Annotated in this window: 20 protein-coding genes and 1 pseudogene; 3 read left to right on the top strand and 18 right to left on the bottom strand. The window is 59.9% G+C overall.

Features of this window, described 5'->3' with window-relative positions; all coding sequences use genetic code 11:
• Nucleotides 1-238 precede the first annotated feature (238 nt).
• Complete coding sequence (locus O3W47_RS24970; protein WP_269314892.1) at nucleotides 239-520, bottom strand: hypothetical protein; 282 nt, start codon at nucleotides 518-520, stop codon at nucleotides 239-241.
• A 28-nt stretch (nucleotides 521-548) separates the two neighbouring features.
• On the bottom strand, nucleotides 549-893 hold the full coding sequence (locus O3W47_RS24975; protein ID WP_269314893.1) for a hypothetical protein: 345 nt from the start codon (nucleotides 891-893) through the stop codon (nucleotides 549-551).
• A gap of 681 nt (nucleotides 894-1574) precedes the next feature.
• Here O3W47_RS24975 and O3W47_RS24980 point away from each other — a divergent pair.
• On the top strand, nucleotides 1575-1793 hold the full coding sequence (locus tag O3W47_RS24980; protein ID WP_269314894.1) for a hypothetical protein: 219 nt from the start codon (nucleotides 1575-1577) through the stop codon (nucleotides 1791-1793).
• A gap of 377 nt (nucleotides 1794-2170) precedes the next feature.
• Here O3W47_RS24980 and O3W47_RS24985 read toward each other — a convergent pair whose 3' ends face one another.
• The 4 genes from O3W47_RS24985 to O3W47_RS25000 are packed head-to-tail and all read right to left on the bottom strand — an operon-like array spanning nucleotide 2171 to nucleotide 4548.
• The gene (locus O3W47_RS24985) at nucleotides 2171-2389 is read right to left on the bottom strand and encodes a hypothetical protein (protein WP_269314895.1); all 219 of its coding nucleotides are present in this window, start codon (nucleotides 2387-2389) and stop codon (nucleotides 2171-2173) included.
• The gene (locus O3W47_RS24990; protein ID WP_269314896.1) at nucleotides 2370-3488 is read right to left on the bottom strand and encodes a hypothetical protein; all 1119 of its coding nucleotides are present in this window, start codon (nucleotides 3486-3488) and stop codon (nucleotides 2370-2372) included. The genes O3W47_RS24985 and O3W47_RS24990 overlap by 20 nt, the downstream gene beginning before the upstream one ends.
• The gene (locus O3W47_RS24995; protein ID WP_269314897.1) at nucleotides 3418-4089 is read right to left on the bottom strand and encodes a hypothetical protein; all 672 of its coding nucleotides are present in this window, start codon (nucleotides 4087-4089) and stop codon (nucleotides 3418-3420) included. Before O3W47_RS24995 ends, O3W47_RS24990 begins: the two co-directional genes overlap by 71 nt.
• A gap of 60 nt (nucleotides 4090-4149) precedes the next feature.
• A complete protein-coding gene (locus tag O3W47_RS25000) occupies nucleotides 4150-4548 on the bottom strand; it encodes a DUF2829 domain-containing protein (RefSeq protein WP_269314898.1) in 399 nt (132 codons plus the stop codon).
• An 89-nt stretch (nucleotides 4549-4637) separates the two neighbouring features.
• On the opposite strand from O3W47_RS25000, the gene O3W47_RS25005 reads away from it, so the two are divergent.
• Entirely contained in the window at nucleotides 4638-4928 is a 291-nt protein-coding gene (locus O3W47_RS25005) for a hypothetical protein (RefSeq protein WP_269314899.1), read from the top strand.
• Between the two features lie 214 nt (nucleotides 4929-5142).
• Here O3W47_RS25005 and O3W47_RS25010 read toward each other — a convergent pair whose 3' ends face one another.
• The 12 genes and pseudogenes from O3W47_RS25010 to O3W47_RS25065 all read right to left on the bottom strand — a co-directional run bounded on the left by O3W47_RS25010 (nucleotide 5143) and on the right by O3W47_RS25065 (nucleotide 11182).
• Nucleotides 5143-6015 carry a hypothetical protein gene (locus O3W47_RS25010; protein ID WP_269314900.1) on the bottom strand — a complete coding sequence of 291 codons (873 nt, stop codon included), beginning with the start codon at nucleotides 6013-6015 and terminating at the stop codon, nucleotides 5143-5145.
• Nucleotides 6016-6225: 210 nt separating this feature from the next.
• Nucleotides 6226-6483, bottom strand: a complete 258-nt coding sequence (locus O3W47_RS25015; RefSeq protein WP_269314824.1) for a DUF2312 domain-containing protein — start codon at nucleotides 6481-6483, stop codon at nucleotides 6226-6228.
• Between the two features lie 5 nt (nucleotides 6484-6488).
• On the bottom strand, nucleotides 6489-7178 hold the full coding sequence (locus O3W47_RS25020) for a hypothetical protein (RefSeq protein ID WP_269314901.1): 690 nt from the start codon (nucleotides 7176-7178) through the stop codon (nucleotides 6489-6491).
• Nucleotides 7168-8106, bottom strand: a complete 939-nt coding sequence (locus O3W47_RS25025; protein WP_269314902.1) for a toprim domain-containing protein — start codon at nucleotides 8104-8106, stop codon at nucleotides 7168-7170. Before O3W47_RS25025 ends, O3W47_RS25020 begins: the two co-directional genes overlap by 11 nt.
• The gene (locus O3W47_RS25415) at nucleotides 8103-8288 is read right to left on the bottom strand and encodes a hypothetical protein (RefSeq protein ID WP_269314903.1); all 186 of its coding nucleotides are present in this window, start codon (nucleotides 8286-8288) and stop codon (nucleotides 8103-8105) included. The genes O3W47_RS25025 and O3W47_RS25415 overlap by 4 nt, the downstream gene beginning before the upstream one ends.
• Nucleotides 8285-8943 (bottom strand): annotated as a pseudogene (locus O3W47_RS25035) (hypothetical protein). Before O3W47_RS25035 ends, O3W47_RS25415 begins: the two are co-directional and overlap by 4 nt.
• A gap of 20 nt (nucleotides 8944-8963) precedes the next feature.
• Complete coding sequence (locus O3W47_RS25040; protein ID WP_269313759.1) at nucleotides 8964-9305, bottom strand: hypothetical protein; 342 nt, start codon at nucleotides 9303-9305, stop codon at nucleotides 8964-8966.
• Nucleotides 9302-9529 (bottom strand): HNH endonuclease, encoded by a 228-nt coding sequence (locus O3W47_RS25045; RefSeq protein WP_269313760.1) that lies wholly within the window; start codon nucleotides 9527-9529, stop codon nucleotides 9302-9304. The genes O3W47_RS25040 and O3W47_RS25045 overlap by 4 nt, the downstream gene beginning before the upstream one ends.
• 78 nt (nucleotides 9530-9607) lie before the next feature.
• Nucleotides 9608-10156 (bottom strand): hypothetical protein, encoded by a 549-nt coding sequence (locus O3W47_RS25050; protein ID WP_269313761.1) that lies wholly within the window; start codon nucleotides 10154-10156, stop codon nucleotides 9608-9610.
• Between the two features lie 2 nt (nucleotides 10157-10158).
• Complete coding sequence (locus tag O3W47_RS25055; RefSeq protein WP_269314904.1) at nucleotides 10159-10548, bottom strand: hypothetical protein; 390 nt, start codon at nucleotides 10546-10548, stop codon at nucleotides 10159-10161.
• On the bottom strand, nucleotides 10545-10964 hold the full coding sequence (locus O3W47_RS25060; RefSeq protein ID WP_269313763.1) for an ASCH domain-containing protein: 420 nt from the start codon (nucleotides 10962-10964) through the stop codon (nucleotides 10545-10547). The genes O3W47_RS25055 and O3W47_RS25060 overlap by 4 nt, the downstream gene beginning before the upstream one ends.
• Entirely contained in the window at nucleotides 10961-11182 is a 222-nt protein-coding gene (locus O3W47_RS25065; protein WP_269313764.1) for a helix-turn-helix domain-containing protein, read from the bottom strand. Before O3W47_RS25065 ends, O3W47_RS25060 begins: the two co-directional genes overlap by 4 nt.
• Between O3W47_RS25065 and O3W47_RS25070 the strand changes: the two genes are divergently transcribed.
• Nucleotides 11181-11903 carry a LexA family protein gene (locus O3W47_RS25070; RefSeq protein ID WP_269313765.1) on the top strand — a complete coding sequence of 241 codons (723 nt, stop codon included), beginning with the start codon at nucleotides 11181-11183 and terminating at the stop codon, nucleotides 11901-11903. The two genes, O3W47_RS25065 and O3W47_RS25070, sit on opposite strands and share 2 nt — an antisense overlap.
• Nucleotides 11904-12068 lie beyond the last annotated feature (165 nt).

The raw sequence follows: 12068 nt of genomic DNA on the forward strand, positions 1-12068 counted from the left end.
TTTCAAACCGAAGTCGCGGGCGTATGCCCGCGTCCGCATGAGCCACCCCCACCACGGGCGGGAGGCCAGCCGGTTTTCCGCGCACGCGAGGCCGGAAACCAAACCTGCCTACTGATTTACGATCAGTTGCGGCATCAATGATTTCAGATGGTTATCTATAGATATGTCGCAAGCCCTCGAAGTCGCACGAACGGACATTGATTTCATTGATCTTTTTCGCTCGGTGCGTCTACCCGCGTCAGGTCCAGCGCCGCGCCTTCGGCTGGCCGTTCGGTCGGCATTTCGCCGATGAACATGACGCCGAGTTTGGTTTCTTGACATGGACTTCCTGCGGTCGCTTGGCATGGAAGAACGGCATGAGCTCGGCGTTGGCATCCTCGATCATGTCGTATGCCTTGCTCATCATCTTGAACACCTGGTCGCGGTCGAGCACGCCAGTCCGCACCGCCGCTTCCATCGCCTGTTCTGGCGTAGCACCTTCGAAGGTCGGGAGACAGGCCAGCTCGGCGGCAAGCGCCACCGGATTGAGTTGGCCAGGTCAGCGAGGTTCAAGGCCGGATCGCGATAGCCCATGGATAGCAGGTAGTTCGCCAGATCGGTGGAACGGCGGTTCTGGGAGCCTTTCGGCCTCCCCTCGCCCGCTTGGCGGCATCCATGATTGACGCGACGTGTTTGACCGGACCGGCGAATAGGCAGTTCTCGCCGTCAGGATCGGCAAGCAAGAGGGATTGCTGCGCGGGTTCCTCGCGCTCGCCCGCGATGGACTGGGCGAGGCCGGCCATGACAGTTTCCGTCATCGCCGCCATCGATCCGACTTTCGCGGCGCGCTCCGGCGAAATTTCGCGGCGTGTGTGCCACTGAAGCCCCTGATTTTGCTCGGTTTCGTCGCTCACCAGCTATTTCCTATTTGTTTATTCCGGTTACCGGATGCGGCTTTCGCCAACCGGTGGTAACCGATTTTCCAACCGCATTTCCGCAAGAAAACAGGAACATATACCTACCGGTTACCCGGTTACCATCAAATCACCATCTACGCGTATACACGCGCGCGCGTAAAAGGGTGCAATATATGGGTAACTCGCCAACCGACATTACAAGCCTCTGATTTTGTTGATTTATCGCGGTTACTCTGCCGCCAACCTAATGGTAACTGCTGGTAACCACCCGCACCCGGCAGGGCAGACAAGCCCCGCAACGTTCACGCTATGACGCATTCCCCGTGTTAAGTGCCAGCGCCGGGATTTTCCCGGCATATCGTGGTGAGCGGCCACAAGGCTGGAGCGAAGCGGAGGCATAGGCCGTGAACAGGCTGCAACGGCAGGCGCTGGCACCGTCCGCGCCTCACTTGCTCCAACCTCTCGTAGCGATTGGCCACGGCATTCCTTTTCTCGTGTCGCCTCTCTCCAATCGCAGTTCAATGCGGCGGCGCGGACACCGCTTTAAAGTCACGGGGCGGGGGTGAAAGAGTTAAATGCGGGAGGGGCAAGGCGGAAGGGAATGACGCAATAAGGACAGGGTGTGGGTTAACGAATGTGAATTGATGTTCTCATTCTGTTCTGGTAATTCAGTCGCCCATGGTTGAGACGATCGGAGAAGCATTCAACGCGGATTGGCAGCTGTTCGCACGCTGTGTGGACGGTCGTGTGGATCTCGGCCACGCGGCGCTGAAATGCGAATGGCGCTATGATCTGGACATGATGACGCTGGTTGCGACACGCGGCCGGGATTTCCGCTGGCAAGCATCGCCGGCAGGTTGCGCTGTCCTCGATGCGGCAACCGGCGCATCAGCGTGACATTCGTTCTCCCAGGCGACAGGAAGGCCGAGGCGGCCGCAACGGCCGATATCACGCTGGTAGAAATAGAAAGGCCCGCCGGATCGCTCCAGCGGGCCACATGGCAGGGATGTGCCGAGCGCTAATGCAGCCCCAGCAATCGCATGTTTCTGTCGCGCTGCAGGCGGCCCTCTGCCGCCTCCTCTTCCATCGCAGCTCGGCTACGATGCGCGGCATGGCGGCATTGAGGCGGGCAAGGGCGCGGGCGTAGGACCATCCACGCGACACGGCGCAGCCGCCCTCGTCCAGCCGGCCGTCATCGCACCCAAAACCGCCCTCCATGTGAGCGGCGTGATACAGCGGGCAGAAACGGATATCAGCGTGAGGGCAGCGCTTCTTCATCCCGAGCTATCCATCCAGGCATCATAGCCGGCCAGATCGACGAGCGTGACGGTTTTGGCCAGGCGGTTGATCTTCACAGTCTTGTCGGCCTTTGAGAGCTCGCGCGGCACGATCGTTTGAGGAGCCTGTTTAAGCGCCAGCGTCCAGCCGCCATGATTGAATTCGCTATCTGCGAAAACACGGTTCAGGTTGTCGTCAGCGTGCGGGATCGCCAACGCATACCCTCCAGGGCTTACCCTTCTCGCGCAGGCCGAGACCGATCAGCGCCAGGCGGGCGCGGGCATCCTCGATGAGCATGTCGGAACGCTGGTCATTTTCCAGCGCCTCAATGATGCCGCCCACCGTCTGCCGCTCGCCGGCCTTGTAGGCGTCCACTTTCGCGCCCATGATCTTTTCAATGACTTCCTGCCATTTAGGCATCTGTTCGGCTCTGTCGGCCGACGTTGCGGCCTCGAGCGTTTCCACCAGCATATCGATATCGAGGCGAACACCATCGGCCGTTGGATCCTGATGCATGCCGGCATCGACAAGCCCCTGCTCTCCCACCAGGAGCTCGGCACAGGCCAACACCGTGCCGTAGGTATCGATCGCGCGCGGATCCAGTGCAAGGCGGCGATCGGAAAGTATCTGCCGCCACTTCGGCAGGATATGCAAATGGAAATCGTGATATCCGTCCATGATCTGTCGGAGGATCATACGGCCCCACTCTTCCTTGATCAGCGGCTGCTTGGCGTTGGCGTCTTTATCGAGCGCATTGAGGTTCAGAATGATCATGCGGGTGCGGTCCTGGACGCCAAGGTGTGGATGCAGGATCGCCGAGAAAATGAAGCTCGAGCGCAATTCGAATTCTGTGCCGTCGCCGTTCGCACCGCCGCGATAGCCCTTGGCACCGGAATAGGACTGGCGGGCAAGCTCGATGATGGCCTGCTCTTTCTGGCCCTGCGCCTTGCGTTCGAATTCATCGACTGCAACCGGCCGGCTGTCCTGCCGGATGTTCTGATAGATACCGGCGGCCGTTGTGTTGGCGGTCGAATAAAGCGCGGATCCGAAAAGCGCCCGCAGGATCCCGTGCAGGGTCGATTTACCCGTGCCGGCACCACCCATTGTGAACAGGATCGGGCGCACGTCGAGTGCGCCGGAGAGAAACGCCGAGCCGACCCAGCCCAGGAAGAAAATCGGATCGATATAAGGCCGCTCCCATTTCCAGCTCTGCAGATCCTGCAGGATGATATGCGCCGGGCTGTCATTGACGCCGATATGCGTCTGCCAAGGGTGCAGGGGTGTCGTTGTCCTGGGCGTAGAAATAGCCGTCATAGTCGCCGGGCTTGGCCGCCTGCAGCTGCCAGTCGATCGCGCGCTGATCCCTGTCGGCTTTCACGTCGACGGAAAACAGGTGCTTGCCGCTATGCCAGATGAATTTGTCCTGCGCCTTCCAGCCGCCACGGCCGCGCACATTGTTCTGGGGATCGAACAGGCCCTTCCGGCCGGCCTCGCCTATGATCGCTGTCCAGGCCTGGTCGCGTTGCACGCGCTCGACCTTCGGCGGAACATAACCTTCGCTGCCGGGTTCGCCCTTGGCTTTCGACCAAGCCGGCCATGCCCAGAACACATAGTTCACGAACGGGGAGAAAATCCGCAACAGCGTGGGCAGATCGTGGCGGGTAATCTCCTCGAGCTCGCCGATCGCGTTGATGACATAGATCGTCTCACCCTTCTTGCCCAGAACAGTAATCGGGCAATCGGGCGGCATGTTGTGGTGCGGCGCACCTTCCCACTGGCCGGCCTTGATGCCGTTGCGCAGTAGGTTGGCGTCCGGATCGAAAAGCTCTTTCTTCTCGTCCAGCACCTGCTGCGCGTCCAGGAACTGCGCGCGAATGCCTTGGATACCACCCTGAATTTTCGGTTTTCTTGCCATAACTGCCCGCATGAATGAGAGGAAGCCGCCGCACCGGGTCGCAGGCGCGGCGGGTAGTGTTTAGGCCGCGCTGACGATCATCCAGTCTTCGGCAAGCATATCGGTTTGGGACGCCAGCCACGGCACGAAAGAACCCGTTGTGGTGAACATGTCGATATGAGGGAGGTAGTCAAAAACAGTACCGACAGGCACGCCTGCCTTGGCCAGCGGCCGGCCCTCGTCGACGGTCAGCCCGGTGGACCCCGGCACTAGGACGAGGAACATGTTTTTGCCATTCCAGCCGGCGCGCGCGACACGATGGCCAGATTTCAGCGCTTCGACCGCATGGCCGAAGTTCATGCAGGTCACCGGCTTGTATGCGCTCTCAAACACGTCCTTCGGCGACCATGAGATATAACCGTCGCTGTATTTCACAGCGTAGCCGCTCTGACCGTCCTTTTCCTGCGGCCAGGCTTGCACCTCGTTTCGTCCCATAATAATCCTGCGTCACTGCATTTCTCCTTGTGGTGGCCCGGCACCATTACCGGGCCTGTTGATAGGCAGGCTCAGTGGGTGGCCATCGGATCGTCGACGGTCTCCATCGTGGTGTCCTCGATCGGCACGGGTCTGGGCGTCGGCTTCTCGGCCGCCAGATCCTCGAGGCGCTTCTTTTCAACCGCGGCGTAATCGTCGAGATCAAGCAGAACGGCAATGAAAGTTTTCAGGCCGATATGCTCCGCCGGCGTCAGCTCGGCCGACTGGCGATGCTTGGTGATGACGAGCTGCTGCGCGAGGATTTCCGGAGTGGCGCGCCGGCCGATCTTGCGGATGAAATCCTGCAGATCTTTGCTGCCTCATAAGAGAACGCCGAGCCCTCAAGCGGAGCGCCGCCAGTAAGGATCGCGCCGATGACCTCGATGTTGGCGTGCACGCTGCGGAAGGCATCATCTGCAACATGCATGATGATGTCGTCGGGATTGCATTTCCGCCAGAATTCCGGGTCAAGCTGACTTGCCGGAAAATTCTCCGGCGTATAGGCCCCAGCGAAAATAGCCGCATCATGGATGGCGTCCGTCAACGCATCACTATGGAGAGGTGACGCGCTGGCCAGTTCACTTTTTCGTCGTCGTATCGGAACGTGAGAACCGGCCCGCTAGAAGGCTCTCCGGTATCGAGATCGACGACAGGAGTTCCGTCCAGGCACTCGGCGTGGCAGGTTCCCATTTCAATATCGATCGCGCACATATCATCCGGCTTGAAGAGAACATCGCAAACCGGGCAGCTATCAGCTTCCGGAGGCGCTTCGCTGCTGGCCGGGCTGCCCTCCGGATCCAGCGCCGGCGCAGCGGCCGCCTTTTCCCGCGCATGCTCGAGGGCGGCATAAAGATCGTGAATGATCTCGACCGGATCATTCGCCGGTGCCCAGTCCTTGAAAGGTCCGTCGTGTTCCCGGATTACCTCAATGGCCTTCAGGAAACTTTCGCCGACGCGGGCATGGCAATAAGCTGAGGCAACCGCTTCGACGCTGGTGAACCCAAAACGATTGAGCGCGGCTTTCAGATCATCCGAGATACCGGCGACGTTGCCCGAGCTTAACGAGCCGCTCTTCTCATCATGGCGTAGGTAAAGGCGTCCATTGCGTCGCTGCAGACGCGACTGTGCTCCTTCGCCGCCTTCATCATCTTCTCTTCCATCGTTTCCGGAGGCAGGATTTCCCTCCAACACTTCCGGCCTGGTCGTTGGCTTCTCCGGAAACGGGGACGTCCTGCCCGCCATCCGCTGCACCATCAGCGCTTGCGTCGCCGTCATTTTCGATTGGTCCGGAACCGGATCCATCGCCGATATCGCCCGAAACGATTTCGCCGCTGGTATCGGCTGTTTTGGCGTCAGCGCCTGGTGTTGCGCCTTCGCCGGCTTCCAGCCCCGATAGCTCTTGCCGCCCGCCATCGCTCAGCCCCTTGCCTTCTGCAGCGCCGTCGACGCCATTAGTTCCATCCACGAGCGGCGCGGTGTCCAAGGCCGCGCTGTCAGCTGATAGAGCTGCGCCTGCAGCATCGATCTCAGGCGCATTTCCGCTTGCTGCCGACGAAGTTTTGTTTCGTGTCCTGCTTCCATTGGTCTGCCCTTTACGTTTCGACATGCTCTTTCTCCTTGTGGTTACTCCATGCCCAGCGCGGCCATGTAGGTCTGCAAAATCGTCTCCTCCTCAATCCGCTGATTGGGATCCTTGGCGCGAAGACGGACGATGGTTTTGATTGCTTTTTTGTTGTAGCCGCGCCCGTGGGCCTCGTTGAGAACATCAGCCTTGTCGGCATTGATGGCCTTGCCCTCCTCCTCGAGGCGCTCGAAGCGCTCGACGAACTGGCGCAGCTCGGCGGCCGCAACGGTCTCAGAAGCTTCAATGTTGTGACCGATCTCGCTCACGAACTTGCCTCCGCACGATCGAGGCGCTCGATTTCGGCGATGAGGAGCGCGGCCGCGCGAACGAGATCTGCACGCCGGTCTTTCGGCTTCCACCAGGTGCGGGACCACGGCCACATGCTCGGGACGTGATTGCGCTCCTCCTCAAGTATGCGAACATCATGGGTCATCGCAGCACGCTGGGCGTAGGCAACGGCCGCTTTGCTCAACTCGAAATTCGTGTGACCGTCATCATGCACGTTGCCCCAGCCTTCCGCCTCGATCTGCCGGCGACGTTCCGCCGTCACATCGAGGGCGGCTTTCGAGAACCAGCTATGTTCTGCGGCCGCTGCGGGAGCGGGATCTGTGTCGCCGACCGGCGCATCAAGATACGGTTTTGCCAAAGCTAGCCCTGTCTCAACGTCGCCTTCGTCGACGCCATCACCGCCCTGCTCAAGAACTTCGTTAGCGGCATGATCGAGCATGCGATGAACAGGCGTCGTGCCATCCTCGCTTTCGCGCTGCAGCTGCCACACCATTTCGCGGGAAAAATCCCGAAGATCTGTAATGAAAAACTCTTGCGGCCATTCCGGCGCGTTCTGGACGGCCCAGGCCATCAGCGCGACGCCGATCGATATGGACAGAACGCCGTTCTCCGCCTTCACGGCCAACAACTGCCCGGCACCATTGCCGAATTTTTCATTCGTCATCATCTTCCCCTTTCATCAGGTCGTTGAAATCTTTGCCCAGGTGGCTGGTCATCTCGGTCAGCGGCTTGTCCGCGCGCGAAAGCTCCTCCATCACCCGTTCGAATTGCTTGACGGCGGTTTTCTTTTCCCAGTCATTGTCGCGGGCAACGATGATGGAGCTGACGCATGGCAACCACACTGGGGCTGACGCCATGGCGCCGAGCGACCCGGCCGCCCACACGCGGGCTTCGGGAATGGCAAGCGCAAGAGAAAGCCCGTCTTCGACGCCTTCGCAGAGGATCAGCGGAAAAGGCCGCGTGGCAGTTTCCGGCGGCTCGCCTTCCGGCCCGTGACTGATGCGGATCATCGCGCCGCGCGCCTCGCCGAACATAATTTTTGCGGTTTCATCGCCGGTCACCGGCAGCTTTTGCGGCCCGAGCGGCGAAAGGAATGTCATGTGCACGGCCGAGATCTGGCCGGTAGGCATCCGCATGGCCGAAAGCACGGCCGGAAACTTCGGGCCGTCCTGCACCTTGATGCGCCGGCCGTTTTCATGGCGGAACTGTGCCCGCTTCCAATATTCCTGGGCGGCCGAGAAACGGAATGTCTGCATGTCGCGGTTCGGAATGTCGTCGATCGGGCAGCCGCGTGCGGCGAAGTATGCCCGGGCATGGGCTTCGGCCGTCGATCGCGCGCCATCCTGGTAACCGCTGTTCCAGACCTGCTCGGCCTTACCCATGCGCTTGAGCCGGTCGGCTTCCGCCCGGGCCTCTGCCTTGCGGCGCTCGTCATCGGCCCGGCGCTTCATGTCCTGGCGCTGCTCGGCCGTCATCGAGCGCAGCCCGAGAAAATCACGCGACCAGTCCATGGCCGCGCGGAAATCTCCGCCAGTCAGATACTGCACCAAGCCGAGAACATCGCCCTTTTCGCCGGTGCGCCAATCCTTCAAGCGCCGGGATCTCGATCGAGCGCGATCTTGAGCTCCGGCGTCTGGTGGAAATCATTGGTGATGGGATTGTGAGAAACCCAAAGCCGCCCTTCCCTCTTGCCGGTGGGCAGCAGGCGCTGGCATAGGCTTTCGATGCGGTCTTTCAGCGCCTGTTTGATTTCGGAGGTATCGGAACGGTTCATGCTGCGACCTCATTGAGAATGTCGCCGCCCCATTGATCTGCCATCGCATCCGCAATCCCAGGGAAAAGCGCGAACGCTCATGACCGCTCTTTCCCTGATGGAAATAATATCGGTATGGCTGACCCGCCCGGGATCCGGAGCGGCGAATGCAATATTCAGGCTCGGGAAGCTGAACTACCTTGGTTGGAGAAAGAGCCGGAAGCCCTTTCAGCCAAAGGCAAACTTTCTTCTGAAGCGGTTCGCCGAACTGCCAGGGCGCTATGATCTGGGCGGGCGGCAGGTAACCGACAATTCGCCTCTTGGCGTGGCGGTGCATGACGGGGTTTTCAATGGCAATTCGGGCGATAGGTGCGTTCCAAAAGTCCGAAAACAATGTCGCAGCTTCGTCGAGCTCGCCCCACATTTGCTCGATCGTCTTGCCCTTTGGCGGAGTGGTTAGCCAGGTGATACCGGCATTACAAAGACGGGTGCATGGCGGATGAGCGACGATGAGCAAATCCCAATCGTCATTGAGATAATCGCGAGCATCGCCGATGATATGCCGGTTGCTTCGATCATCTGCGGGCAGGAGATCACAGGACCACGCATCGTGCCCGCGCGCCGCAAAAGCGCGCCGCACCGTTCCCGAATATTCGCAAGCGACAAGAACGCGCATCGGTCTGATTGGTGCAATCGTCACGCCAGCTCCTCCTCTTTCGGGAGGTCCACCAGCAGATTGCGGAACACATCGAGACGGCTTTCATCCAGCGGCCGGAAGCGGGTCGATGCGAATGCCGGTTCGCGCAGCGAGCCGTCAATGTATGGAACTGTCGGATTGACGATCTCACGCAAAAGCAATGGGAGTGCCGTTCCGCTGCCGTCAGCCAAATTTTCCGGCGGATGAACAGAGCGGAGTGTATATACAACACCCTTTTTCGGAGTTGTGATGCCGTGGCGGACTGCCAGTTCAATCTGTTGCGGCGTATCGTAAGGGGAGACACACACCACGCGCATGCCCGGCTTGAATTCCCAGCTCATGGCGAAATCTCCCCCATCTGGATGGATTTGTAAGTCAGCCAGTCGGTGCGGCCGCGCGCGGAATTGCAGCCCTTGCAGGCCACGGCGAGGTTGTCGCGGTTGCCGCCGCCACCATCGGCACGGCGCTGCAGATGCTCCAGCGTCACGCGCCGGTTCGGCACCTGATTTTTCGGAATGTTGAGCCGTTTCGCCTCCGCCGCGCTGGGCGTATCGAGGCCGGCCATGGGCTTTTCGCTAGCAGCAAAGGCCGCCCTGCCGTTCCCAAAGCAAATTCCGGATACGATCTTTCCGCGCGTTCCCGTTCATGACTGAAACGCCTCCTCGACATAGGCCAGCGCCGCCTCGATCTCCGGCCGCTCGCGTTCGTCGCCGAGCTCTTTCAGCAAAAGCGAAACGGTGGCCTTGCTCACGCCAAGGGCGCGGGCCATGTCCGCCTGCGGGATATCGAGGTACGTTACGGTGATGTAGATCGCGAGCCGGCGCAGCCTGGTTGCCCGCATCCATTGTTCGTCGGCCGTCGCGCGCCTGGAAGGATCGGCGGCGAGGATGAAACCCGGCTGCACATTGGCCTTGTGCGCCACCAGCGCCACAGCTAGGCGATAAGACCGGATGGCAGAGGAACGCTCCGGAAACCGCAGTTCCAGATCCCTGCCCTTCGCCTCGAGATCCCGCTGGCGTTTCAGCTGCGCGATCGCCAGGCGCACGCGGTTGACGGTGCGCGGCGTGAGCGGCCGGATCCCGGTCCGGATAGCGTATAGATACCGCGATGCGACGCCGGCGGCGCGCAACACCTCGCACTCGGCGAGCCCTGCGGATTTGATCGCCAGATCTATTTCGGCGACAGAATTCATTATCAGCCCCTGCAAGCAAAGGCCGGACGCAATACAAACCGGCGTGGACATTTCAGACGAGCGCCACCAGTTCGGGCGGCTTGCTGGTCGCGGTTTTTTTTCTGGGCCTCGCGGTGTTCCGCGAGACCGGACAAGGTCAATTCGCCGCCCTTCGAAGGCGCGATGTAGATGGAAACGAAGCCGTCACGGCGCATGTAGAAGCAGAATTGCGCCCCCGGCCATTCGCGCCGCTTCGCCTCTGCAGCGAGATCGTCGATCAGTTGCAGGTGAAAGGCGCGGTTCTCGGCAAACTCCGCCGGCGGCTTGCCGCCCATGCAAACCATAGTGTCAGTCAACCCCAGTTCGTCGGCGTTTTCGTCCAGCTGCTGGATCCAGTCTTCGGCAAGGATCATGGCGCCACCGGCAGGTTCTTGCGCCACTCGAAAAAGCCGAGCTGGCCGCGCACCGGAATGAAATCAACCGGCCGGGCATTGCGGATGACGAAGCCGTATTTGCCGACGAACCATGCGCTTTCGCTGGATCGCACGCAGTCGACGATCTCGGCGACGCCTACGATGCCTCCCAGATCAACAGGTGGATCGTAGCTCATCGGTCCGTCGGTCGACCGCATGAGGTGGCCCAAAACAGGATGAACGCCTGCCTCGAGATATTCATGGCAATCGCGGTCAAGCCTCTTGCCGGCATGGATCGCCACCCAGCCGCGCGTTATGGTAGGCCAGTCGCGGTTCTCAATATCTTTGTGCCCGTTGACGATCAGCCAGGCCCACGGCTGCATGATCGAAAGGGCGAGTTGAGGGAGCTCGCTCATTGGCGCGTCTCCGGGTCCTGAATTTCCTCGAGCACCGCGCGCTTTTCGCTGATGAGCTCGGCAAGCGCACTGTCGAGCTTCTTTATGGTTCTCTCGGAGAGAGTACGACGACCGCTTTTCCGGGCCGTGTAGGTCGTCTCGTGAACACCAGCGCGCTCACAGAGCGTCTTCTGATCTATGCCCGCTGCGGCCCTTCTCGCTTCAATGTCGGAAAACATGCAAATCACCTTGTCAACTGATTTGCTTAATGTGATAAGCGAAATTGCTTATTCCGCAAGGTGTTTTTTAGTGACTGCGTTAGCACCACACAGGATTAGTTTTGCGCGCATGGCACTTGATCAGCGCGAAACAAAAGAATGGCTTAAAGCGATTGCACGACATTTAAACCTGTCGCCGTCGCAGCTCGCCCTGAATTCAGGCATGGCGGCGTCGACGATAACTCGCTTTATCAATGACAACAGCAACTCGGTCGGCATTACCCAGACGTCACTCGAAAAGGTTGCCAGCTACTCCGGCTTCCGCCCGCACCAAATGCCGGGCCGCGCAAGATCCGGAACCGCAGAGCCTGACACAATCCCTCTCAAGCAAGATAATACCGAATGGCCGAAGTGGGTTATTGCGGCTGTTGACGCAGCCAAAGCTGGCAAGAACGGTATAGAGGCGTGGGTTATGAAGGGTGCCGCCCTAGACGGCATAGGCGTAATGCCAGGCGATATAGCCATAATTGATCAGAACGCCCGCGCCAGCAGCGGAGACGTGGTGCTAGCACAGATTTTGGATCTGGCGAGCGGCAGCGCCGAAATGGTGATGCGGCTGTATCAGGCACCATTCATCACGACGCACAGCATGCGGCTCGGTCCCGGGCGACCAGAGCACGTCGATGAAGACCGTATATCAATTCTCGGGGTCCGCGTCGGGCTGATCCGCTGGGAACACTGAACGTCGCAATTCGGATAGCAGGTCTTAAACTCAGTAGCGCTCCAAGTCATTAAACTTAGGAGCGCTCCTTTTTGCGCTTATGACTTATCGTCCATTAAATTTAGGAGCGCTCCAAATCGCTAAACTGAGGAGCGCTCCCAAAATCGCACTCGCGTCAAAACCGCT

The sequence above is a fragment of the Agrobacterium sp. LMR679 genome (assembly GCF_027157905.1).
GTDB classification, from domain to species: domain Bacteria; phylum Pseudomonadota; class Alphaproteobacteria; order Rhizobiales; family Rhizobiaceae; genus Agrobacterium; species Agrobacterium leguminum.